The sequence below is a fragment of the Streptomyces sp. NPDC008086 genome (assembly GCF_042957325.1).
Taxonomy (GTDB): domain Bacteria; phylum Actinomycetota; class Actinomycetes; order Streptomycetales; family Streptomycetaceae; genus Streptomyces.
This window is the reverse complement of the sequence record NZ_JBIBIA010000011.1, coordinates 1-20,378: the sequence shown is the minus strand read 5'-3', so window position 1 is coordinate 20,378 and position 20,378 is coordinate 1. Positions and strand designations below refer to the sequence as shown.

20 protein-coding genes are annotated in these 20,378 nt (G+C 71.3%); 11 read left to right on the top strand and 9 right to left on the bottom strand.

Annotated elements, in window-relative coordinates; translation table 11 throughout:
- Nucleotides 1-760 (bottom strand): Scr1 family TA system antitoxin-like transcriptional regulator (locus ACFZBP_RS34695; RefSeq protein ID WP_391419177.1); only part of this gene is annotated, 760 nt, incomplete at its 3' end.
- A 91-nt stretch (nt 761-851) separates the two neighbouring features.
- On the opposite strand from ACFZBP_RS34695, the gene ACFZBP_RS34690 reads away from it, so the two are divergent.
- From ACFZBP_RS34690 to ACFZBP_RS34665, 6 genes are all read left to right on the top strand, one after another.
- Nucleotides 852-1,277: an ATP-binding protein gene (locus ACFZBP_RS34690; protein WP_391419175.1), complete on the top strand. Its 426-nt coding sequence runs from the start codon at nt 852-854 to the stop codon at nt 1,275-1,277.
- 2 nt (nt 1,278-1,279) lie between these two features.
- Nucleotides 1,280-1,798 (top strand): hypothetical protein, encoded by a 519-nt coding sequence (locus ACFZBP_RS34685; protein WP_391419173.1) that lies wholly within the window; start codon nt 1,280-1,282, stop codon nt 1,796-1,798.
- 69 nt (nt 1,799-1,867) lie between these two features.
- The gene (locus ACFZBP_RS34680) at nt 1,868-2,119 is read left to right on the top strand and encodes a hypothetical protein (protein WP_391419171.1); all 252 of its coding nucleotides are present in this window, start codon (nt 1,868-1,870) and stop codon (nt 2,117-2,119) included.
- Nucleotides 2,120-2,163: 44 nt separating this feature from the next.
- The gene (locus ACFZBP_RS34675) at nt 2,164-3,021 is read left to right on the top strand and encodes a hypothetical protein (RefSeq protein WP_391419169.1); all 858 of its coding nucleotides are present in this window, start codon (nt 2,164-2,166) and stop codon (nt 3,019-3,021) included.
- Nucleotides 3,018-7,214 carry a caspase family protein gene (locus ACFZBP_RS34670; RefSeq protein WP_391419166.1) on the top strand — a complete coding sequence of 1,399 codons (4,197 nt, stop codon included), beginning with the start codon at nt 3,018-3,020 and terminating at the stop codon, nt 7,212-7,214. Before ACFZBP_RS34675 ends, ACFZBP_RS34670 begins: the two co-directional genes overlap by 4 nt.
- Entirely contained in the window at nt 7,211-8,887 is a 1,677-nt protein-coding gene (locus tag ACFZBP_RS34665; RefSeq protein ID WP_383450537.1) for a hypothetical protein, read from the top strand. Before ACFZBP_RS34670 ends, ACFZBP_RS34665 begins: the two co-directional genes overlap by 4 nt.
- On the opposite strand, the gene ACFZBP_RS34660 is transcribed toward ACFZBP_RS34665, so the two are convergent.
- Nucleotides 8,841-10,925, bottom strand: coding sequence for a phosphatase PAP2 family protein (locus tag ACFZBP_RS34660; protein WP_391419163.1), 2,085 nt, complete (start codon nt 10,923-10,925; stop codon nt 8,841-8,843). The genes ACFZBP_RS34665 and ACFZBP_RS34660 overlap by 47 nt on opposite strands.
- A 361-nt stretch (nt 10,926-11,286) precedes the next feature.
- On the opposite strand from ACFZBP_RS34660, the gene ACFZBP_RS34655 reads away from it, so the two are divergent.
- Entirely contained in the window at nt 11,287-11,958 is a 672-nt protein-coding gene (locus ACFZBP_RS34655) for a class I SAM-dependent methyltransferase (protein WP_391419161.1), read from the top strand.
- A 19-nt stretch (nt 11,959-11,977) separates the two neighbouring features.
- Here ACFZBP_RS34655 and ACFZBP_RS34650 read toward each other — a convergent pair whose 3' ends face one another.
- A complete protein-coding gene (locus tag ACFZBP_RS34650; RefSeq protein ID WP_391419159.1) occupies nt 11,978-12,370 on the bottom strand; it encodes a hypothetical protein in 393 nt (130 codons plus the stop codon).
- A gap of 98 nt (nt 12,371-12,468) precedes the next feature.
- On the opposite strand from ACFZBP_RS34650, the gene ACFZBP_RS34645 reads away from it, so the two are divergent.
- Complete coding sequence (locus ACFZBP_RS34645; protein WP_391419157.1) at nt 12,469-12,909, top strand: DnaJ family domain-containing protein; 441 nt, start codon at nt 12,469-12,471, stop codon at nt 12,907-12,909.
- Here the strand turns inward: ACFZBP_RS34645 and ACFZBP_RS34640 are convergent.
- Together ACFZBP_RS34640 and ACFZBP_RS34635 are read right to left on the bottom strand one after the other, a co-directional pair.
- On the bottom strand, nt 12,898-13,200 hold the full coding sequence (locus tag ACFZBP_RS34640; RefSeq protein ID WP_383450524.1) for a hypothetical protein: 303 nt from the start codon (nt 13,198-13,200) through the stop codon (nt 12,898-12,900). The genes ACFZBP_RS34645 and ACFZBP_RS34640 overlap by 12 nt on opposite strands.
- Before the next feature lie 5 nt (nt 13,201-13,205).
- Complete coding sequence (locus ACFZBP_RS34635; protein ID WP_391419154.1) at nt 13,206-13,862, bottom strand: hypothetical protein; 657 nt, start codon at nt 13,860-13,862, stop codon at nt 13,206-13,208.
- Between the two features lie 128 nt (nt 13,863-13,990).
- Here ACFZBP_RS34635 and ACFZBP_RS34630 point away from each other — a divergent pair, with 128 nt between their 5' ends.
- The gene (locus tag ACFZBP_RS34630) at nt 13,991-14,647 is read left to right on the top strand and encodes a dihydrofolate reductase family protein (RefSeq protein WP_391419152.1); all 657 of its coding nucleotides are present in this window, start codon (nt 13,991-13,993) and stop codon (nt 14,645-14,647) included.
- Here ACFZBP_RS34630 and ACFZBP_RS34625 read toward each other — a convergent pair.
- Nucleotides 14,619-15,116: a transposase gene (locus ACFZBP_RS34625; RefSeq protein ID WP_391419150.1), complete on the bottom strand. Its 498-nt coding sequence runs from the start codon at nt 15,114-15,116 to the stop codon at nt 14,619-14,621. The genes ACFZBP_RS34630 and ACFZBP_RS34625 overlap by 29 nt on opposite strands.
- Entirely contained in the window at nt 15,067-15,474 is a 408-nt protein-coding gene (locus ACFZBP_RS34620) for a Rid family hydrolase (protein WP_391419147.1), read from the bottom strand. The genes ACFZBP_RS34625 and ACFZBP_RS34620 overlap by 50 nt, the downstream gene beginning before the upstream one ends.
- A 141-nt stretch (nt 15,475-15,615) precedes the next feature.
- Between ACFZBP_RS34620 and ACFZBP_RS34615 the strand changes: the two genes are divergently transcribed.
- A complete protein-coding gene (locus ACFZBP_RS34615; protein ID WP_391419145.1) occupies nt 15,616-15,996 on the top strand; it encodes a winged helix-turn-helix transcriptional regulator in 381 nt (126 codons plus the stop codon).
- Nucleotides 15,997-16,081: 85 nt separating this feature from the next.
- Here ACFZBP_RS34615 and ACFZBP_RS34610 read toward each other — a convergent pair whose 3' ends face one another.
- Together ACFZBP_RS34610 and ACFZBP_RS34605 are read right to left on the bottom strand one after the other, a co-directional pair.
- Complete coding sequence (locus ACFZBP_RS34610) at nt 16,082-16,759, bottom strand: hypothetical protein (protein ID WP_391419142.1); 678 nt, start codon at nt 16,757-16,759, stop codon at nt 16,082-16,084.
- A gap of 147 nt (nt 16,760-16,906) precedes the next feature.
- Nucleotides 16,907-18,964: a DHA2 family efflux MFS transporter permease subunit gene (locus ACFZBP_RS34605; RefSeq protein ID WP_391419140.1), complete on the bottom strand. Its 2,058-nt coding sequence runs from the start codon at nt 18,962-18,964 to the stop codon at nt 16,907-16,909.
- Nucleotides 18,965-19,256: 292 nt separating this feature from the next.
- On the opposite strand from ACFZBP_RS34605, the gene ACFZBP_RS34600 reads away from it, so the two are divergent.
- A complete protein-coding gene (locus ACFZBP_RS34600) occupies nt 19,257-20,114 on the top strand; it encodes a peptidoglycan-binding protein (RefSeq protein ID WP_391419137.1) in 858 nt (285 codons plus the stop codon).
- The last annotated feature ends 264 nt before the right edge of the window (nt 20,115-20,378 follow it).

Sequence of the window (20,378 nt, the reverse complement as noted above, 5' to 3'; positions counted from 1 at the left end):
GTGCGGCGGCCTGAAGATGATCGTAACGGAGCGAGCACATCTTGACGGTGGCTGGGTTTGCGGTCGGATGCCCGCTGCCGCCGTAGCCCTCCGTGCAAACAATGGTCGGATCGCTCGCAAAGCGGTAGAGGTCGAACGAGCCTTGCAGCCCCGCATGCGCACCGACCGAGAACGGCAACACCTGAATGTTGACCCGGGGATTGCTCTCGAAGGACAACAAGTGGGCGAGTTGCTCCCGCATGGTCTCACGGCCACCGATCTCCAGGTACAGCGCCGCCTCGCTGAGGATCGCCCAGAACACCGGCGCCTCTTGCTTCTCAAGGATGCGCTGACGGGCCAGCCGGACCTCGGTGCGATCGTCGAGGTCGGTTTCGTCGAGCACACCGAGCACGGCGCGAGCGTATGCCCTGGTCTGGAGGAGACCGAGAACCATGTGGTCCTGGAAGGAGCAGATCTCGACTGCCCGCACCTCCAACTCCGCCACCTGCTGAAACCAGGCCGGAAGTTGACTACGCATCACCAGCTCATGCAGCCGCGACAACGCCCCGCCCGTCCCCAGCGCCATGTCCACCCGCTCACTGAACGGCAGCGTCGGCAGTTTGCGGGCCGTCTCGATCTGGCCGACCAGGGAGCCGGTGCAGTACACGATGTCCCCGAGCTGCTTCTGTGTCAGCTCGGCGGCCTCGCGGTGGCGGCGTAGCTCGAAGCCGTAGTAGTCGAGGGGCGAGGCGCCCGGGTCGAGGGTGTTGATGTGGGTCACGCGGAACCCCTCTCACGCAACTCGGCCCACTTCGGGACCCGTTGTATTCGTTCCGTAGCCCAAAGTAGTCGCACGAGGTCACCCTCGTACCGTGAACGGATACATTCCCCCCACCTACCTGGCCCCCTTCCGCCACCAGTACCGCCTGCGCCTCACCGTCGGCGACCACTCGGCCCGGCACATCCGCGCCATCGCGCGCTCGCTGCTCGCCGAGTGGCGCATGCGCGGGCTGACCTACGCCGTGGAGCTGGGCGTGACCGAGCTCGTCGCCAATGTCGTACGGCATGTTCCGGACCGGCGCTGCGAGGTGCTGGTCCTGCGGCAGACGGGCGGGGTGCGGGTCGAGGTGACGGACGGCTTCGGTCAACTTCCGGCGCCTCGCGCGCAGTCGGGGCCGGAGGACGAGGGTGGCCGCGGGCTTCTGCTGCTGGACGCGGTCTCCGACAAGTGGGGTGTGGATCCTGTGCCAGGGGGTGGCAAGGCTGTGTGGTTCGAGTGCTGGTGCGGAAATACCTGAGAGTGCCGACACTGAGACCGATACCGCTGTTCGACGACGTGCTGAAGGACGTGCTGACGGAGCCCGAGTTCGGGGGCGTCAGCGAGCCCGAGGCACAAGCTGGGCGGGACGCCGTTCTGGAGCGGACCCAGGATGCGCAGGTCGCGTACGAGCAGGCAGTGACCCGGACTCGCCTGGAGGCGCGGCTGCGCCGCCGGTTGGTGGCGGCCGGCGCGGTCGTGCTGCTGATACCGCTCGCGATGGCGGTGACATCTGGGTGGAGCGACGCGCTGAAGGACGCTCTGCCCGAGAGCCGTTCTGTTTCCGTCTGGTCCGTTGCGGGTGATGCGCTCGGGGGCTTCCTGGCCTTCCTCGCCCTCCCGCAGGGGTGGCCTTCGTCCTCTGGTGGGGCTATTACCTTCGCCGTACTCGGCTGGGGTTGGGTCATGCTGGGCGCGTTGGTGGTGGCCGCGCTGCCGCTGCTGTCCCTGCGGAGATGCGCAAGGCCGCGTCCAGGCAGCCGCTCCCCCTCGCCTACTTGATCGCCGCACTCGTCCCCCGGGAACGGAAGCGCCCCGGGACTGAGGCAGCTTCGCACCGGTCGTGAGCATGTGGCGACGCGGGCCGACCGGCAACTCGCCATGATCAGCGCGGGGATGGAGAGCGGAAGCATCGCGCTGTCCGGGCCGCGCGGCGTGGGCAAGACGCAGCTGCTGCGGAACTTCTGCAAGGTCGACGTGGCGAAGCTCCTGGCCAGAGCCCAGCGCGAGATCGGCACGGGCGACACCCTGGCCCGGTCCACGCTCCAACGTGTGCGAACGGCTTGGTTGTTGCCCGCCCCGGCGTCCGCTCCTCCTGTCTAGAGTGAGGAGACTTACGGGGTTCGGGGAACGGGGCAGACGGGGCGATGGCGCGGATCGTCGGCGTGCACGGCGTGGGCAAGCAGCGGCTGGGCGGCAACACGCTGCTGAAGGACTGGGAGCCGGCACTCGCCGACGGGCTCGACCGGGTGGACGGCGGCGCCGCGAAGCTCGCCCCGGGCGATCTGCGTATGGCCTTCTACGGAGACCTGTTCCGGCCGCCGGGCGACACCCTGGCGGTCGGGGACCCCAGGTTCACGCCGGACGACGTCGAGGCGGGCTTCGAGACCGAGCTGCTGCTGGAGTGGTGGGCGCGGTGCGCCCGGACCGACCCCGGGGTGCCCCCGCCCGGCGTGACGGACACGCTGGCCCGCTCCCCGAGGGCGGTGCAGACGGCGCTGCGGGTGCTTCAGCACGCCCGCTTCTTCGCCGACATCTCCTTGCGGGGCCTGGTGTTCGACCTGAAGCAGGTGCGGCGCTATCTGACCGACGACGGCTTACGGGCGGCGGCGCGGCGCCGGGTGGAGGAGGCGATCGGGCCGGACACCCGGGTCGTCGTCGCCCACTCCCTGGGCTCGGTCGTGGCGTACGAGGCGCTGTGCGCGCTCCCCGGCCACCGGGTGCGGGCGCTGGTGACGCTGGGCTCGCCGCTGGGGATGCGGATGGTGTACGACCGGCTGCGCCCTGAACCGGGCGGCTGGCCCGGCACGACGGCGTGGACGAACGTCGTCGACGAGGGCGACGTGGTGGCGGCGGTGAAGGACCTGTCGCTGTTCTTCGGTACGGGAGTGACGGGGGAAGGAGTGACGGGGAAGGTCGTCCACAACGGCTCGCACGCCCACGACGCCACGCTGTACCTGACCGCGCGGGAGACGGGCCAGGCGGTCGCGGAGGGGCTGGCATGAGCGACGGTACGGCTGCCGGGGACGGCGGCCCGCGCCGCTTCCTCATCGCCACCGCGGTCAGCCACTACCCGCACGCGCCGCAGTGGGACCGGCCCGGGCTGGTCGAGGCGCGCCGCCGGATGGTGGAGCTGTTCACCGGCACACTCGGGTACGAGCATGTCTCGGACCTGGGCGCGAACCCGACTCAACAGCAACTCCTGCGGGAGTTGCGGGAGTTCGCCCGTTCGCCGGAGCGGCGGCCGGACGACGTGGTCGCCGTGTACATCACCGCACACGGTGAACTCCTGCGCACCGAGGACGAGTACGTCCTGCTCACCTCGGACACCCACCCCGAGGACCTGCACGACGCGCTGCAGCCGGGTCTGCTGGTCCGCAAGATCCTCGCCGGGACGAAGGTACGGCGACTGCTGCTGATGCTCGACACCTGCTACTCCGGCGAGGGCGGCAACGAACTGCTCGCGGCGATGGCCAAGTTGAAGAGCGGCTGGCGTGAACAGGACGCCGGCCTGGCCGTGATCACCTCGACCCAGCCGTACGAACTCGCCCGCACCGGCGCCTTCCCCGAACTGCTGTCGGAAGCGGTGACCAGCCTCGCCACGGCCGGGTACACACCTGAGCTGCTGGCCCTGGACGCGGTGGTCAACGCCACGCGCACCAACCCCGAACGGCCCGACCACCAGCGGATCGGTCTGGAGATCATCGGCCTGACCGGCGAGATCCCTCCCTTCCTGCCCAACGCCAAGCACAGCAGGCAGCTGTCCCACACCGACATGGCCCTGCAACGAGCCGCCGAGTGGGACGAGCAGGACAGGAGGCGGGACACGGAGTTCCGGACGCGGCTGCTGCGGCGGGCGATGGGGCACCGGGACGAGGACCGCGTGGGATGGTGGTTCTCGGGTCGGCACCGGGCGCTGGCGGACATCACGGGCTGGCTCGGCGACCTGCCCGAGGAGCGTCCGGCGCTGGTCGTCACCGGCGATCCCGGGTCCGGGAAGACGGCCGTACTGGGGCTGTTGGCGGCGGTGAGCGACCCGGAGTACCGGCGGGAGGTACCGCTGGCGAGTCTGGGGCTGCGGGCCGGGCAACTGCCGTCGCCGAAGGCGATCGGTACGGCGGTGTACGCGCAGGGCCTGACCGACCAGCAGGTGGTGCGGGCGCTCGCCGCCGCGCTCCGGCTGTCGCCGACGGAGGCGGTGGCCGACCTGTTGCACCACCTCGACGCCGGCCCCGAGCCCGCGCGCCCCCGGGTGGTGCTGATCGACGGCCTGGACGAGGCGGCGACACCGTCCTCCCTGTGCGGCCAGGTGCTGCGCCCCTTGATGGACCTGGCGCGGCCCCACCTGCGGCTTCTCCTGGGCACCCGGCCCCACCTCCTGGCCCCGCTGAACCTGACGCGCCGCGACCACGTCGACCTGGACTCGTCCCGCTACGCCGACCCGAGGGCCGTACTCGCCTACACGGTGCGCAACCTGCTCGACGCGCACCCGGAGTCGCCGTATCTGGACTGCCCGGACGAGCTGCGACTGGGGGTGGCGCGGGCGGTCGCCCGGGCCGCCGGGCACTCCTTCCTGGTCGCCCGCATCACGGCGGGCACCCTCGCGGCGACGGCCACGCTGCCCGACCCGCGGGACCCCGACTGGCGCCGGTCGCTGCCGCGCGTGGCCGCCGACGCCATGCACCACGACCTGCGCCAGCGCTTCGGCGAGGGCGCCGAGCGGATCCTCGACCTGCTGCGGCCCCTGGCCTACGCCGAGGGTCAGGGCCTGCCCTGGGAGGACATCTGGGCGCCGCTCGCCTCGGAGTTGTCGGGGCGGCGCCGGTGCACCAACGAGGATCTGCGGCGGTTGCGGCGGGACGCGGGCGCGTACGTGGTGGAGGCCGTCGAGGACGGACGGTCCGTGTACCGGCTGTACCACGAGACGATGGCGGAGTACGTGCGGCGGGAGCGGTCCTCGGAGCGGGCGCACCACGCGTTCACCACCGTGCTGCGCCGGACCGTGCCGTACCGGCTCGACGGCGCCCGGGACTGGGAGCGGGCCCACCCCTATGCCCTGCGGCACCTGGCGGTCCATGCCGCGCACGCGGGCCTGCTCGACGAGCTGGTCACCGAGCCCGAGTACCTCGTCCACGCCGCCGCCGACACGCTGGTGCTGCGGCTGCTGGGGGTCAGGAGTGACACGGCCCGGCTCCATGCCGCGGTCTACCGGACGTCGATCCAGGTCCATCGCCATCTCGACGCGGCCGGCCGGCGCCGGATCCTCGCGCTGGACGCCGCCCGGTACAACGAACCGTCCCTGCTGAAGGCGTTCAACAGCGGGGCGCCCGACCAGACGTGGAAGCCCGTGGCCGCGTCCGGTTCGCTTCTCTTCAGCAACATGCTCAACGCGTTCACGGTTCCCTCCTCGCAGGTCGCCGCCGTGGCCTGTGCGGTCCTCGACGGCCGCGCGGTCGTCGTCACCGGGTCGGTGGACAAGACGCTCCGCATCTGGGACCTGGCCACCGGCCAGCCCGTCGGCAGACCCATGACCGGCCACACCAGGAAGGTGGACGCGGTGGCCTGCACGACGCTCGACGGCCGCCCGGTCGCCGTCAGCGGATCGAGCGACGCGACCGTCCGCGCCTGGGACCTGGCCTCCTGCGAACCCGTGGGCAGGCCCATGTCCGGCCACACCAAGCGGGTGGACTCGGTGGCCTGTACGACGCTGGACGGCCGCCCGGTGGCCGTCACCGGCTCGGAGACACTGCGCGTCTGGGACCTGGCCACGGGCGACCCGGTCGGCAGGCCGGTGGACGTCGGGGCCCGGGTGAACGCGCTGGCGGTGGCCACGGTGGGCGGCGGTCCGGTCGCCGTCACCGGCTCCAGCGCGGGTGTCCGGGTGTGGGACCTGGCGGGCCGCCGGGACCGGCCCTTGCTGGAGGGAGCCAAGGGGACCTCCGTCAAGGCGATGGCGTGCACGGAACTGAACGGCCGCCCGGTCGTCGTCGCGTGCGGGAAGAACGTGCACGTCTGGGATCTGGGGACAGGTGAGCGCCTGGCGGAGTTCGAGGCGCACGTCGCCCGGGTGGAGAGCCTGGTGTGTACGGAGTCGGACGGCCGTCCGGTCGCCGTCGCCTGTTCCCACGACCGGGTCCTGGCCGTCTGGGACCTGAAGTCCCGGACCCTGGTCAGGTATCTCAGGGGCGAGAGCGGTGTCGGCATGTCGGTGGCGTGCACGTCGCTGGCCGGGCAGCGGGTCGCGGTGACCGGTTCGGGCGCCATGGTCCGGGTCTGGGGACTGTCCGTCTCGCGGCCCCCCGGCCGGCCCGTGCCCGGGCACACCCAGCAGATCACCGCCGTCGACGTCGGCGAACTGGACGGGCGACCGGTCTTCGTCACCCCCTCCCACGACACGACGGTCGGGATCTGGGACGCGAGCACCTGCCTGCCCGTCGGTGACCCCCTGACCGGGCACCGGCACGACGTCCGGTCCGTGGCGTGCACCACGCTGCGCGGCCGGCCCGTCGCCGTCACCACCTCCCTGGACCGCTCGGTGCGGGTCTGGGACCTCCGGCGACGGACCACATCCGGGTTTCTCACCGGCCACAGCGAGTACGTGACCCAGGTGACGTGCCACGTCCCGGCCGGCCGCCCGGTCGCCGTCGGCAGCGCGCAGGACGACACCCTGTGGGTGTGGGACCTCGAAACGGGCCGGGCCCTGTACCCGTGCCTGCGCATCGACCGTGGGGCGCGCCGGGCGATGGCCGCCACCGTCGTGGCGGGGCGCCTGATCGCGGTCACCTCCGGTGAGGGCGTGACGCAGTTCTGGGATCTCGCGACCCGCCGTTCGATCGCGGAGATCGAGCACAGTGCCCTCGCCATCGCGTGCGGCGACCTGGACGGCCGCCCCGTCGTGGTGACCTGCGGCAGGGACGGCACGGTGCAGGTGCGGGACCTCGGCACGGGCCGGCTCGTGGGCCGGCCGATGACCGGCCACAGCAGGGCCGCGCACTCGGTGCGGTGCGGGACGCTGGACGGCCGCCCCGTCGCCGTCACCTGCTCCGTCGACGACACGGTCCGGGTCTGGGACCTGGCGAGCCGCACTCCCGTCGGCGTCCTCCAGGTCCCCGGCGTCTCCCAGGCCGTGCTGCTCGACGACACCGGGAACCTGGTCTGCGCCTTCGGCAGCGATGTGGCCGTCTTCACGCGGCAATGAACGCTTCCCCGCTGTTCCACGTCTTCGATCACGTGGCCCAAGCCGAGCAACTCACCCACGCCCCAGCCCCGCAGGCGGCGCCCCCTGCCCGGAACCAGCTGCTGCGCAGGGTGTGGGACCGCCACCGCATCCCCCTTGTCGCCACCCTCCCCACCATCCCCTTCTACGCCCTGTGGTGGGCCTTCCTCGCCACCGGAGGCGGCGACCTGGCCGCGCAGTACGCGTGGACCGACTTCGCGACACGGCACGGCGACTCGGCCTACAACCTGTTCTGGTACGGCGGCACCCACACCGCCAACTACAGCCTGATATCCCCGTACTTGATGGCCGCGCTGGGCGTCCGGGCGGTCACCGTCGTGTCGGGGCTGGCGGCGACCTGGCTCGCGGCCGTGCTGATCACCCGGGTCGAAGGGCTCCGAAGACCCCTGGGCCCGGCCCTCCTCGCGTCCTTCGCCCTGTGGTGCAACGTCGCCTCCGGCCGCACCACCTTCGCCCTCGGCGTGGCCTTCGGGCTCGCCGCCTGTCTGCTGCTGTCCCGTGAACGGCGGGTCGTCCTGGCCGCCGGGTACGCCACGCTGGCGACGATGGCCAGCCCGGTGGCCGGCCTGTTCCTGGTGGTCGTGGGCGCCGCGTTCCTGCTGACCCGGGACTACCGCCGCGCCCTGACCCTGCTCCTGCCGCCCGCGCTCACCGTCGGTGTGACGACTCTGCTGTTCCCCTTCAAGGGCGAGCAGTTGATGTTCATGGACCGCATATGGCCGCCGTTCTTCCTGGGCCTGGCCGTCACCTTCCTCGCCCCGCGCTCGTGGCGGGTCGCCCGCTGGAGCGGCGCCGTGTACGCGGCGGGGGCCGTCCTCACCTACCTCATCCCCTCCCCCATCGGCACGAACGTCGAGCGCTTCGCCGAACTCTTCGCCCCCGCGGCCCTCCTGGCCGTCCTGGTCGCTCAGCCCCGTCTCGCGAAGATCCGCCGCAGAGTGCTGATCACCGCCCTCGTCCTCTCCGTCGCGTGGGTCGGCAAGAAGACCGGCGACGACCTCTACGTCTCCACGAGGGTGCCCGCCTGGGCCGTTCAGACCCAGGGAGTGGTCCGCGCCCTCGACCGCCTCGGCGCCGACCGCACCCGCGTCGAGGTCGTCCCGGCCCGCAACCACCGCGAGGCCAGCGGCCTCGCCCCGTACGTCAACATGGCCCGCGGCTGGAACCGCCAGCTCGACATGGAGCGGGCCCGCCTCTTCTATGACGGCTCCTTCTCGGCCGCCACCTACCGGGCCTGGCTGGACCGCTGGGCCGTCGGCTACGTCGTCCTCCCCCTCGGCAGGCCCGACGGCTACGCCAAGGTCGAGGCCCGCCTCATCCGCGAGGACCGGCCCGACTGGCTGGAGCCGGTCTGGCAGGACGCGCACTGGCGCGTGTACCGGGTGCGCGACGCGGTGCCGCTGGCCTCCGCCCCCGCGACCGTCGCGTCGACGTCCAGCGCCGACCTGGTCGTCCACATGCCCCAGGCGGGCACGACCACCGTCCGTATCGCCCACTCCCCCTGGCTGCGGGTGGACGGCGCCGCCTGCCTGACTCCCGAGGGCGAGTTCACCCGCCTCACCGTCCCCGCCCCGGGCGACTACCGCATCAGCTCGGAGTACGGTCCTTCGACGGGGCCGGGGAGTCACTGCTGACCTTCTCGGCCCGTGCCGTCACCATCCGGGCCCGCGGCCCCTGGAACAGGTACGTCACCCCGAAACCGGCGGCCACGACCAGGGCCCCGCCGACCGCGTCCAGCACCCAGTGGTTGCCGGTGACGACGATCGCGGTGACGGTGAACAGGGGGTGCAGCAGACCCAGGGCCTTCATCCACCACCTGGGGGCGAGGACGAGGATGACCAGGCCGCACCACAGCGACCAGCCGAAGTGCAGGGACGGCATCGCGGCGTACTGGTTGGTGAGCTCGGTGAGGGTGCCGTAGTCGGGCTGGGTGAAGTCCTGGGGGCCGTGGACCGTGTCGATGAAGCCGAGGCCGGGCATCAGGCGGGGCGGGGCGAGCGGGTAGAGCCAGAAGCCGATCAGGGCGAACACCGTGGCGAAGCCGATCGCGGTGCGGGCCCAGCGGTAGTCGACGGGGCGGCGCCAGTACAGGACGGCGAGGATCGTCAGCGGCACGCCGAAGTGGAACGACTCGTAGTAGAAGTCGAAGAAGTCCCGCAGCCAGTCGACCTTCACTACGGCGTGGTTGGCCCAGTGCTCGATGTCGATGTTCAGGGCGCGTTCGACGGAGTGGATCTCCCAGCCGTGCTCCTCGGCGGTGACCCGCCCGGCCGAGTTGGAGCCACCGGCCGCGGCGAGCCGGATCTGGGCGTACGCGTAGTAGGTGACCCGGATCAGCAACAGCTCGAAGAGCAGGTTCGGTCGGGTGATCACCCGGCGCAGGGACCCCACCAGCGGGACGTGCCGGAAACGGGACGGGGCCGGGTCGGCGTACCGGGTCGGGATCGGCGTCTGCCAGTACGGCGACGTACGCGAGAGGAACGGGACGACGGCGGCCGTGGCGAGCGCGGCCAGGAGGATCAGGTCGGCGCGCAGCGGGTGGAGGAACGCCTTGTCCGGCACCATCGTCCTCGCGGGCAGCGTCATCACCAGGACGACGGCGACCGGCCACACGTACCGGTCGCCCGAGCGTCTGCCCACCTGGCCGACGACCGCGAGCAGCACCCACAGCAGCTGGTGCTGCCAGGCGGTCGGGGACACGACGATCGCCGCGCAGCCGGTGATGGCGACGGCGAGCAGGAGCTGCCCGTCGTGGGCGTAGCGCACGGCACGGCGCAGCGCGAGGACGGCGACGCCCGCGCCGAGCAGCAGGAAGAGGACGATCTCCAGGGGGCCGGTCAGCCCGAGCCGCAGCAGGGCGCCGTGCAGGGACTGGTTGCCGAGGTCGTCGGCGTTCCCACCGAGGCCGACGCCGGCCATGTGGTGCACCCAGTAGGTGTACGAGTCCCGTGGCATCGCCGCCCAGGCGAGCACCGTGCAGGCCGCGAACGTGGCGCCCGCGCAGAGCGCGGCCCGGCGCCGCCCGGTGAACCACAGCAGCGGGGTGAACAGCAGCAGCGTCGGCTGCAGCGCGGCGGCGACGCCGATGAGCAGGCCGCTGGCGCGTTCGCCCCGTACGGCGAAGCAGCCGAGGAGGACGAGCAGCACCGGCATGATGCTGGTCTGGCCGAGGTAGAGGGCGTTGCGCACCGGCAGCGACAGCATGAGCAGGCTGACGGCGACGGGCGCCGCGAGCAGGGAGGTCCGGCGGCTCACCGGCTGCGGCAGGGCGCGGGCGGCGACCAGGCCGAGGGCGACGACGAGCAGCAGCGTGCCGAAGGTCCAGCCCCAGCCGAGGGCCTGCTCGGCGGCGCGGGTGAGCGGTTTGAGGACGAGTCCGCCGAACGGTGTACCGGTGAACTGCGTCGACTCGTACAGCGAACCCTTCACATGCAGGACGCCTTCGGGCCCGACCCAGGTCTCCAGGTCCGTCAGCCGTTCCCCGCGCGGCGTGGCGAGGACGACGGCGACCTGCCGTACGGCGAGGATCGCGGCGATCAGCCACAGCCCGAGCCGTGCCACCCGCACCCGGGCCTGGACCGCACCGACGGCCGTGGCTCCGACGGCCGTGGCTCCGACGGTCGCAGCCCCGAGTGCCTCCGCCGCTCGCCCACCACGCTCCGCCTCCGCCACGCCCCGTCGGCCTCCCGCCCCGGTCGTCCACGTCCCACGCTTACAGAATCACTACGAACCCTATGCGGCCCGCCCGGCCAGGGGCGACTGGGCGGTTCGATGGCGGGTGCAGGCCGCCTGTGCTGGTCGCGCAGTTCCCCGCGCCCCTGGGTCGGCGGCGGCGAGGCGGCTTCCAGGGGCGCGGGGAACTGCGCGACCGGCCCACCACAGCCCGCACCCGCCCACCGGCCGCCACCCCCCGAGCTATTGGGCGCCCCCGGCCATCCCCCTGCGCGGCCCGCCCGAATCCACCATCCTGGGAATCAGTGCCGCGCGACACGGGTAGTTAGCGCATCTAACTAGCCACACGAAAGGCAAGGCGATGAGCGACTCGCAGCTCTGGGACGACGTCGACGAGTACTTCTCCGCCCACCTCTCCCCCGAGGACGACACCCTGCAGGCGGCCCTGCGCGACAGCGACGCGGCCGAACTCCCGCACATCAACGTCACCCCGTCCCAGGGCAAGCTCCTCCAGCTCCTCGCCCAGATCCAGGGCGCCCGCAACATCCTGGAGATCGGCACCCTCGGCGGCTACAGCACCATCTGGCTGGGCCGCGCCCTGCCCGCCGACGGCCGTCTGATCTCCCTGGAGTACGACCCCAGGAACGCCGAGGTCGCCACCCGCAACATCGCGCGGGCCGGCCTGGACAAGGTCGTCGAGGTGCGGGTCGGCCCGGCCCTGGAGTCGCTGCCCAAACTGGCCGACGAGAACCCGGCCCCCTTCGACCTGGTCTTCATCGACGCCGACAAGGCCAACAACCCGCACTACGTCGACTGGGCGCTCCGCCTCACCAGCACCGGCAGCCTGATCATCGTGGACAACGTGGTGCGCGGCGGCCGGGTCGCCGACCCCGACGAAACGGCCCCGGACGTCCGCGGCACCCGCGCCGCGATCGAACTGATCGGCAGCCACCCCAGGTTGAGCGGTACGGCGATCCAGACCGTGGGCGCCAAGGGCTACGACGGCTTCGCCCTGGCCCGCGTCCTGGCGTGAGCCGCCGGTCCCGGCCCGCTCAGGCCTCGTGGTAGAAGCCGACGTTGACGCTGCGCGGCGCGGTGCGGTCGTGGATGACGATCTCGCCGGTGCCGCCCCGGGGCAACGGCACGGTCCCGCCGTAGCCGATCGGCTGGGCGTACTCCCCCACCGTCAGCCGCACCTCGGAGGACGGGTCGGGCTGCGAGCCGCGCAGCCAGGTCACCTGCCACGCCCCGTCGGGCCCGCACAGGAACTCCAGGTGTACCCGGGAGACGAACAGCCAGTCGTCCGGCGTCGAGAGCCGGCACACCGTCTTGTCCCGGCCCACCCGCAGCACGGCACCCGGCTCGCTGGGCGCGTCGGCCATGAGCATGCCGGCCGTGGCGCCCTCGTCCGCCGCGGACACGGCGGCCATGGTGAGTTCGAGCACGTGCGCTCCTCCTGAAACATCCTTGAGGGGCAGCCGTTTTGGCCACCGACGCCGCATGATAAATCGCCCGGCACCGCCGCGTCCGGCACAATGAACTCATGACCGAGCGAAAGCCTCCCGGCGTCCCGTTCGATTCCTGGGTCGACAAGCAGATTCACGACGCGCAGCAGCGCGGCGACTTCGACACCCTGCCCGGAGCCGGTAAACCACTCCCGACCGACCTGGAAGCCCCGTACGACGAACTGTGGTGGGTCAAACGCAAGATGGCCCGCGAGGGCCTGTCGGTCCTGCCCCCGGCGCTGGCCCTGCGCAAGGAGGCGGAGGACGCGCTGACGGCGGCCTACGCGGCCAAGTCCGAACCCACGGTCCGGAAGATCATCACGGACGTCAACGCCAAGATCCGCGACATGCTCCTGAAGCCGCCGCCCGGCCCTCCCCTGGGCCGCAAGCCGTACGACGTGGAACAGGTCGTACGGGAGTGGCAGGAGAGGCGCCGGACGGCGGGTGGGTCAGCTGAGCCAGAAGCATCAGAGGCGTAGCAGTCGTTCCGCCAGCTCCCGGTAGTCACGCAGCGCGAGCCGCAGCTGCTCGGTGTCGGCCTGCTCGTCGGCCGCCTGCCAGGACGTACGCAGCGTACGCCGCCGCTGCGCCATGGCGTCACTCACGCGCCCCACCAGATCCTCGACCAGCCGATCGGCTTCCTCGACTGCGGCCCGGGGACCGTCGACGAACCCGGCGACGGACTGCTGGAGCCTGAGCTCGAACTTGTCGGACTCCTCACGCGGCACGAGCGCACTGACCTCGCGCCCGGCCTTCGCCACATCCGTCATGCTCCTCAACTCCCCTTCGCGTGACGGCCGGTGAAGCCCCACGGCAGATGGCCACGACGACCGTCGGCGCCCCGCCGGGGCTCCCGGTCCTTCTCCCGCGAGTCCCCACGCCGGACCGGCCCCGTCAGCTCCTCGAACAGGACACGGGCCTCGACCATGGCCTCGCGCATCTCCTCCGTACCCGGCCCCCCGCCGTCCGCCCCGGCACTCGCCCGCGCACGGGCGACCTGGTGCACATGCCGGTACCCCTGCACATGGTGCGCATGGTGCACGGACAGAGCCGAGAGCTGCTCCTCGTACTGCGCGCCATCGGGGAAACCGCGCGCCTGCGCCAGATCCGCGAGCACCCGGTCCGCCTCTTCGACGGCGTCCTTCGGCGAGTCGACGAAGCGCTCCTGGGCGGCCGTCCACCGAGCCTCGAACCGCTCGGCCTCCTCCGGCTCCAACGCCCGCTCCCGCAGCCCGCCGTGCCGCTCCACCCGCTGGGCGAGCTCCCGTTCGGCGGCCTTCGCGTCCCCGTCGTGCCGGGCCACGGCCCGCTCGTACTCAGGCCCGAAGCGCCGCTTCAGACCCCCACCGCTCCGCGTACGCAGAGCCAGGACGGCCGCACCGATCACGACGACCGCCACTACCACGACCAGAATGATCACACCTGTGGACATGTATGCCGGGTTGCCCCCAGAACCCGCCTCAAACGGCCGCCGAAGAAGCCATCCCCGGCGTGTCGATTCGGCGGCTCCCCGATCGACGTCATGGTGAAAGGCGTTGACCGCACACGAAAGGAAGGGCCATGTCCCTAGCCCGCGTCCACAACTTCACCATCTCGCTCGACGGCTTCGGCACCGGTGAGGGCCAGAGCCGGGAGACACCGTTCGGCCACGCCGGTGAACGGCTGCACGAGTGGATGTTCGCCACCGGCTTCTGGCACCACATGACCGGCCGTCCCGGCGGATCCGGCGGCGTCGACGACGCCTTCGCACGTCAGCACGGTCCGGGGATCGGCGCCGAGATCATGGGCGCCGGGAAGTTCGGCCCGCCCGGATGGCACGAGGACCCGGAGTGGAAGGGGTGGTGGGGCCCCAACCCGCCCTTCCACACACCGACCTACGTCCTCACCCATCACCCTCGCCCGTCGATCGAGATGGAGGGCGGCACGACGTTCCACTTCCTCGACACCTCACCCACCGAGGCCCTCGCCACGGCCCGCGAGGCGGCGGGCGACCAGGACGTACGCATCGGCGGCGGCGTCACCCTGCTCCGCGACTTCCTCACCGCCGGCCTCATCGACCACATGCACGTCGTGGTGGCCCCCATCCTCCTCGGCCGAGGCGAACGCCTCTGGGACGGACTGGAGAACCTGGACCAGACCTACGCCATCGAGACCACCTCCTCCCCCAGCGGCGTCACCCACCTGACCTTCACCCGAGCGACCAGGCAACGCACTTAGCCCGAACCGTCAGCTTGTCGTTTAACCAGGCGGCCGATTCGGAGACGGGCCGAGTGTCAGTGCTGGCGCGTAGGTTGAGCGGGTGAGCTGGGATGTATTCATCTCGGCGTAGGCGGGCCACATCGATCCGCCCCTGGTTGAGGCCGCCGTAAAGAGCGCCCTGTCCGCGGCGTTCGGGCGCCAGCGCCAGGTCGACCAGCGTCCGCACCGGCCCGTCGGTGCACAGCGACGCGTCGCACAGTTCGAAGAGCGCGTCGCGCCCCGCGGTCAGACATGCGTACAGCTCCGCCCGGAAGCATGACACTGCCGCGAACGTCCGAGGGTGCCGGGCGGACCGGAGTGCGGGTGTGCGGGGGCTGTGGCGAACGGCTGAGGCCGGGAGCGCGGCCCGATGCGGTGGGTGGCAAAAGAGCACCTGTTCAGTCGAGGACCGCGGTGGCTTCGATCTCGACCAGATGGTCCGGGACATCCAGTGCCGCAACGCCTATCAGCGTGGTCGGCGGGGCCGGGGTGACCCCCAGCTTCGCGGCTGCCCGGGAGATCCCTTCCAGGAGTGGGGGCATCTTGTCGGGGGTCCAGTCGACGACGTAGAAGGTCAGCTTCGCCACGTCGTCGAAGGAGCCACCGGCCTCGGCCAGGGCGGTGCCGACGTTGAGATAGCTCTGCTCGACCTGGGCGGCGAGGTCGCCTTCGCCGATCGTGACTCCCTCGGCGTCCCAGGCGACCTGCCCGGCGACAAAGACCAGCCTCGACCCGGATGCGATCGACACCTGCCGGTAGACGTCGATCTTGGGCAATCCGCTGGGGTTCATAAAGGTGATGGCCATGATGCCTGTCTCCTCGTCCTGAGCGCCTGTGGGCACGCGTCCGTGCTGATCAAGACGCTCACTCTCTTGTGGTTACTCACAAACCGTAAGAGAGTGGACGCTGACGTGGAAGAACGCACTTTTCAGTGACTGGAGAACCTTATGGTTACCATGCAGTTCACAGGCTCGCCCGAGGATGCAGACCTGGCGCGTGCGGGCTCCTTGGCGCGGGAGATCTTCTCCGACGTCGCCAACAAGTGGGCGTTCCTCATCGTCGAGGGTCTCGGTGATCGCACCCTGCGCTTCAGCGAGCTGCGGAACGAGATCGAGGGCATCAGCCACAAGATGCTCACCCAGAACCTGCGCATGCTGGAGCGCAACGGCCTGGTCGAGCGCACCGTGTACCCCACCGTCCCGCCGCGGGTCGAATACACCCTCACCGAGCCGGGTCAAGCCCTGCGCGCCACGGTCGACGGAATGTGCGGCTGGACCCACCGGTACTTCGGTCACATCGAGGCCGCCCGCCGCCGCTTCGACGCCTGACGACTGGCGCAGGCGCCGCCGTGGGCCGACCGGACACGGGTGGTACAACGCCTCGTTCCGCCCATGTTCCGTAACTCATCAGCTGCTACCCGACCGGTCGGGCGAACTCCAGGCGGCGCCGCTCCCCTTCGGGGGTGAAGGTGAATGCCGTGCGGAAGGCTCCGCCCCCGAACCGGACAGCGAGAAGGATGGGCTCCTCATGTTCCGGAGGCCATGAAGACCCCGCATCCGGGGTGCTTCCGTTCCAGAGGTGGAAGAACACCATCGGTTGCTCCGGGTCCTCCGAGAGGTAGCCGAGGGTCTTGCCGTACAGAGGGTTCGTCCCTCCGAACAGCACAGACGGGGCTCCGAACTCGTTGATGACGTCCGCCCACACACGGTCCTCGCCGGCCCAGGGACGCACGCGCTCCCGAAGTGCACGGTACTCGTCGGTTGCCAGCACCCGGTCGGGCCTCAACCATCCACGGCCGTACGCGAACTCCGCATAGACCGACGCCATGCCGTACTCGTAGGAAAGGCCGGGGACGAAGTCCCGGAAGGCGCCCGTCACGCCGGCGCTGGACCAGGCCCCGCACACCTCCCATGCCCTCTGCTGCTCCGTCCAGGCTTCGGGCTGCCCCTCTACGAACAGCAGGTGGTCCAGCAGCATCCGCAGGGCGGCCTCGTTCCCGAACATCCCGGGGCGGCGTAGGGCAAGGTTCAACTGCCCGATGAGATAGGCGCGTATCTCATCGCCAGAGGCAAGCGAGCTGGAGAGGGGCATGCGTCGATTCTCCCTCAGGCTCTGACCTCCGCCGCTGCCGCAGGCATCTAAGGGGCGCGGGGAACTGCGCGACCAGCCCCCACTCACCGCAACAGGCCGCCGCAGGCACCCCGCCCAACCGCCGGAGGCACCCGCAGGCACCCCGGCTCAACCGCCGGAGGCACCCGGCTGTTCCCGTTCGGACCCGCACAACTCCTCATTGATCTCCTTCACCAACTGCACCAGATCAGTGGACCGCCCCGGCCCCCACCAGTCCCCCAACAACTCCGCCAACGACTCCTCCCGAACCCGAGCCAACCGCGCCGCCACCTCCCGCCCACCCTCGGTCAGTACCAGATCCAGCCCCTCCCGCACGGCCAACCGCCGCTCCTCCACCTGCCGAGCCGCCTCGAGGATCACCGGCAACGGCACAGAACTCCGCTCGGCGAGCACCGCCGGCTCCACCCACCCGTACCTCTTGATCCGCAGCAACAGCCAACTGGCCGCCGGCAACAGGTCGTACCCGGCCCGCTCGGTGATCTCCCGGTACACCTCCCGCCGCCCCTCCCGCGTCCCGAGCACCGACAACGCCCGGCACACCTCGTCGTACGACGACCGCTCCACGGGATTGCTGGCCAACGTCTCGGTGACATCGGGCGCGGTCACCGACCCCCGCAGCCGGTCCTCCCGCAGGAACCAGGCCAGCACGAACCCGACCAACGCCACAGGCGTCGCGTACAGAAAGACGTCCGTGATCGAGGACGCGTACGCCTCCAGCGCGGCCGGCCGCAGCGCCCCCGGCAACTCGGCGATGTCGCGCGGATCGGCCTCCAGCCCCTCCAGCGTGACCCCGCTGGGCAGCCGCACCCCCCGGAACGCCTCCACGAGCTTGTCGTCGAGCCGGTTTGCGAAGATCGTGCCGAAGACGGCGACGCCGAACGACGCACCGATGGACCGGAAGAAGGTCGCCCCGGAGGTGGCGACGCCGAGGTCCTCGTACGAGACGGCGTTCTGCACGATCAGCACGAGCACCTGCATCACGAGCCCGAGCCCCAGCCCGAACACGAAGAAGAAGCAGCTCATCTCCCAGGTGGAGCTGTCCACGTCGAGCTGGTGCAGCAGCAACAGGCCCAGCGTGGTGACCCCGGTCCCGGCGACCGGGAACACCTTCCACCGCCCGGTACGGCTGACGATCTGCCCGGAGGCGGTGGACGCGAGCAGCATGCCGGCGACCATCGGCAGCATGTGCACCCCGGACATGGTCGGGCTGACCCCCTGCACGACCTGCAGAAACGTCGGCAGATAGGTCATCGCGCCGAACATGGCGAACCCGACGATGAAGCTGATGACGGCCGACAGCGAGAAGGTCCGCACCCGGAACAGCTTCAACGGGAGCACCGGCTCGGCGGCCCGCCGCTCGACGGCGACGAACGCACAGGTGAGTACCACCCCCAGCACCGCGAGCCCGACGATCTGCGCCGATCCCCACGCCCACGTGGTCCCCCCGAGGGAGGCGACCAGTACCAGACACGTGGCGACGGACGCGATCAGGAACGTCCCCAGATAGTCGATGACGTGCCGCGTCGACTTACGCGGAATCCGCAGGGCTCCCGCGATCACCACCAGCGCGACCACCCCGACGGGCAGATTGACGTAGAAGACCCACCGCCAGCTCAGATGCTCCGTGAACGCCCCGCCCAGCAACGGCCCGAGCACACTCGTCGCCCCGAACACACCCCCGAACAGCCCCTGGTACCGCCCGCGCTCCCGCGGCGACACGATGTCCCCCACGATCGCCATGGACAGCACCATGAGCCCGCCGCCCCCGAGCCCCTGCACGGCGCGGAAGACGATGAGCTGCGCCATGTTCTGCGACATCCCGCACAGCGCGGACCCCACAAGAAAAATCACGATCGCGATCTGGAAGAGCCGCTTGCGCCCGTACTGGTCACCGAGCTTGCCCCACAGCGGAGTCGCGGCCGTGGACGCCAGCAGATACGCGGTCACGACCCAGGACAGATGCTCCAGGCCGCCGAGGTCGCTGACGATGGTGGGCAGGGCGGTCGACACGATGGTCTGGTCGAGCGCGGCGAGCAGCATGCCGAGCAGCAGCGCGCCGATGGAGACGAGGACGTTGCCGGGCACGTTCTCGTGCGCGTCGGCTCCCCGCCTCGGGGGCTGCGCGTCACGCACATTTCCTGACGTACCGTGCGTGTCCCCGGCCATGAAGACCTCCCGAGGGTCTCGTTACACCCCCCATCGTGATCGCTATGGGCGGTTATGGCCTGTCGAGTCCCTTTGGAATCAGCCCTTCCGGGGGCTTCCGGAGACCACGTGGAGAACGTCTGCATAGTGTGGGGAGTTCGCGACGGGGAGGGACGAAGGCGTGACAGAGCGGACGGACGCGAGGGGTCCGGAAGACCAGGAGGGCCCGATAGGCCAGAACGGTCACCCCTGCCCGGAGTGCGGTACGCCGAGATCCCCCGACAACACCCCGTCCTGCGGCTGTGCCCAACGCGTGTCCGAGGCCCTGCGGGACGCCCGCACCGCGGAGGCGGCAGCGGCGGAGGACTTCGATCCGCTGCGCATACGCCCATACGTGGAGCTGGAGGCCGGCGGCGACCACGGCGCGGCCGCGACGATGCCGCTCCGGCCGGTCGCCCCGGGGCCGGGGCCGGCCCCCGCCCCCAGCACTCCGGACCTCAGCCTGTTCGAGCCGCCGGCGGGCGCTCCCCACGCCGACGCCCCGGACCCAGCGGCGCCCCGCCACCGCCGTACCCGCTCCGTCCTCCTCCTCGGCACGGGCGGCGCGCTCGTGGCCGTGATCGCGGCGGCCGGCCTGGCGAGCGGCCTGTTCACCTACGAGACCCCGTCCCGGGACACGGCCCTCCCGGACGCCGTACGCGCAAGCGTCCCGGCCCCGTCGAGCAGCGAGGCGTCGCAGTCGCCCTCCCGGACACGGACGCAGTCGGCGCCGCCCCCTGCGCCCCCCGCCCCCACACGGAGCGCGCCTCCCTCCCCCTCCCCGTCCCGCTCCAGCGCGTCCCCCGCCCCGTCCCCCTCCACGGAACCGACGACCACCACCTCCACCCCCTCCCCCACGGATTCCGCCGCCGCCCAGGAGGCGTCCGCCGCGGCCCGGGACCCCGCCCCGCCGACGCTGCGCCGCGGCGACCGGGGTTCCGAGGTGGTCGAGCTCGAACTACGTCTGACCCAACTCGGCCTCTACCCGAGGGAGGCCCGGGGCAGCTACAACGAGGGCGTCGAGGACGCGGTGAGCAGGTACCAGTGGGCGCGGGGAGTCCAGCCGGAGGAATACGGCGTCTACGACCTGCCGACGCGCGAACGCCTGGAGTCGGAGACGCGGGAGCCGTGACGGGGTTCGCCTCATAGCTCGGGGCCCAGGGTTCGACGGCGACTGCGGACCGCACGTGGCTGGTCGCGCAGTTCCCCGCGCCCCTTCAGGCCAACTACACCTCCCCAACCCCAAAGAGGCACGGCACGCCACCCACCCAAGGGGCGCGGGGAACTGCGCGACCAGCCCCACCCCACCCCCCCCCCCCCCCCCACCCCCCCCCCCCCCCCCCCCCGGGGGCGGGGGACAGGCCGCCCCCCCCCCCCCCCCCCCCCCACCCCCCCG

What these genes read in the sequence shown, in the direction of transcription:
- ACFZBP_RS34635 (WP_391419154.1), bottom strand. Translation starts at nt 13,862, where the DNA reads ATGTCCACAGGTGTGATCATTCTGGTCGTGGTAGTGGCGGTCGTCGTG.
- ACFZBP_RS34675 (WP_391419169.1), top strand. Translation starts at nt 2,164, where the DNA reads ATGGCGCGGATCGTCGGCGTGCACGGCGTGGGCAAGCAGCGGCTGGGC.
- ACFZBP_RS34605 (WP_391419140.1), bottom strand. Translation starts at nt 18,964, where the DNA reads ATGGCCGGGGACACGCACGGTACGTCAGGAAATGTGCGTGACGCGCAG.
- ACFZBP_RS34670 (WP_391419166.1), top strand. Translation starts at nt 3,018, where the DNA reads ATGAGCGACGGTACGGCTGCCGGGGACGGCGGCCCGCGCCGCTTCCTC.
- ACFZBP_RS34655 (WP_391419161.1), top strand. Translation starts at nt 11,287, where the DNA reads ATGAGCGACTCGCAGCTCTGGGACGACGTCGACGAGTACTTCTCCGCC.
- ACFZBP_RS34610 (WP_391419142.1), bottom strand. Translation starts at nt 16,759, where the DNA reads ATGCCCCTCTCCAGCTCGCTTGCCTCTGGCGATGAGATACGCGCCTAT.
- ACFZBP_RS34640 (WP_383450524.1), bottom strand. Translation starts at nt 13,200, where the DNA reads ATGACGGATGTGGCGAAGGCCGGGCGCGAGGTCAGTGCGCTCGTGCCG.
- ACFZBP_RS34615 (WP_391419145.1), top strand. Translation starts at nt 15,616, where the DNA reads ATGGTTACCATGCAGTTCACAGGCTCGCCCGAGGATGCAGACCTGGCG.
- ACFZBP_RS34645 (WP_391419157.1), top strand. Translation starts at nt 12,469, where the DNA reads ATGACCGAGCGAAAGCCTCCCGGCGTCCCGTTCGATTCCTGGGTCGAC.
- ACFZBP_RS34625 (WP_391419150.1), bottom strand. Translation starts at nt 15,116, where the DNA reads ATGTCCCGGACCATCTGGTCGAGATCGAAGCCACCGCGGTCCTCGACT.
- ACFZBP_RS34665 (WP_383450537.1), top strand. Translation starts at nt 7,211, where the DNA reads ATGAACGCTTCCCCGCTGTTCCACGTCTTCGATCACGTGGCCCAAGCC.
- ACFZBP_RS34620 (WP_391419147.1), bottom strand. Translation starts at nt 15,474, where the DNA reads ATGGCCATCACCTTTATGAACCCCAGCGGATTGCCCAAGATCGACGTC.
- ACFZBP_RS34630 (WP_391419152.1), top strand. Translation starts at nt 13,991, where the DNA reads ATGTCCCTAGCCCGCGTCCACAACTTCACCATCTCGCTCGACGGCTTC.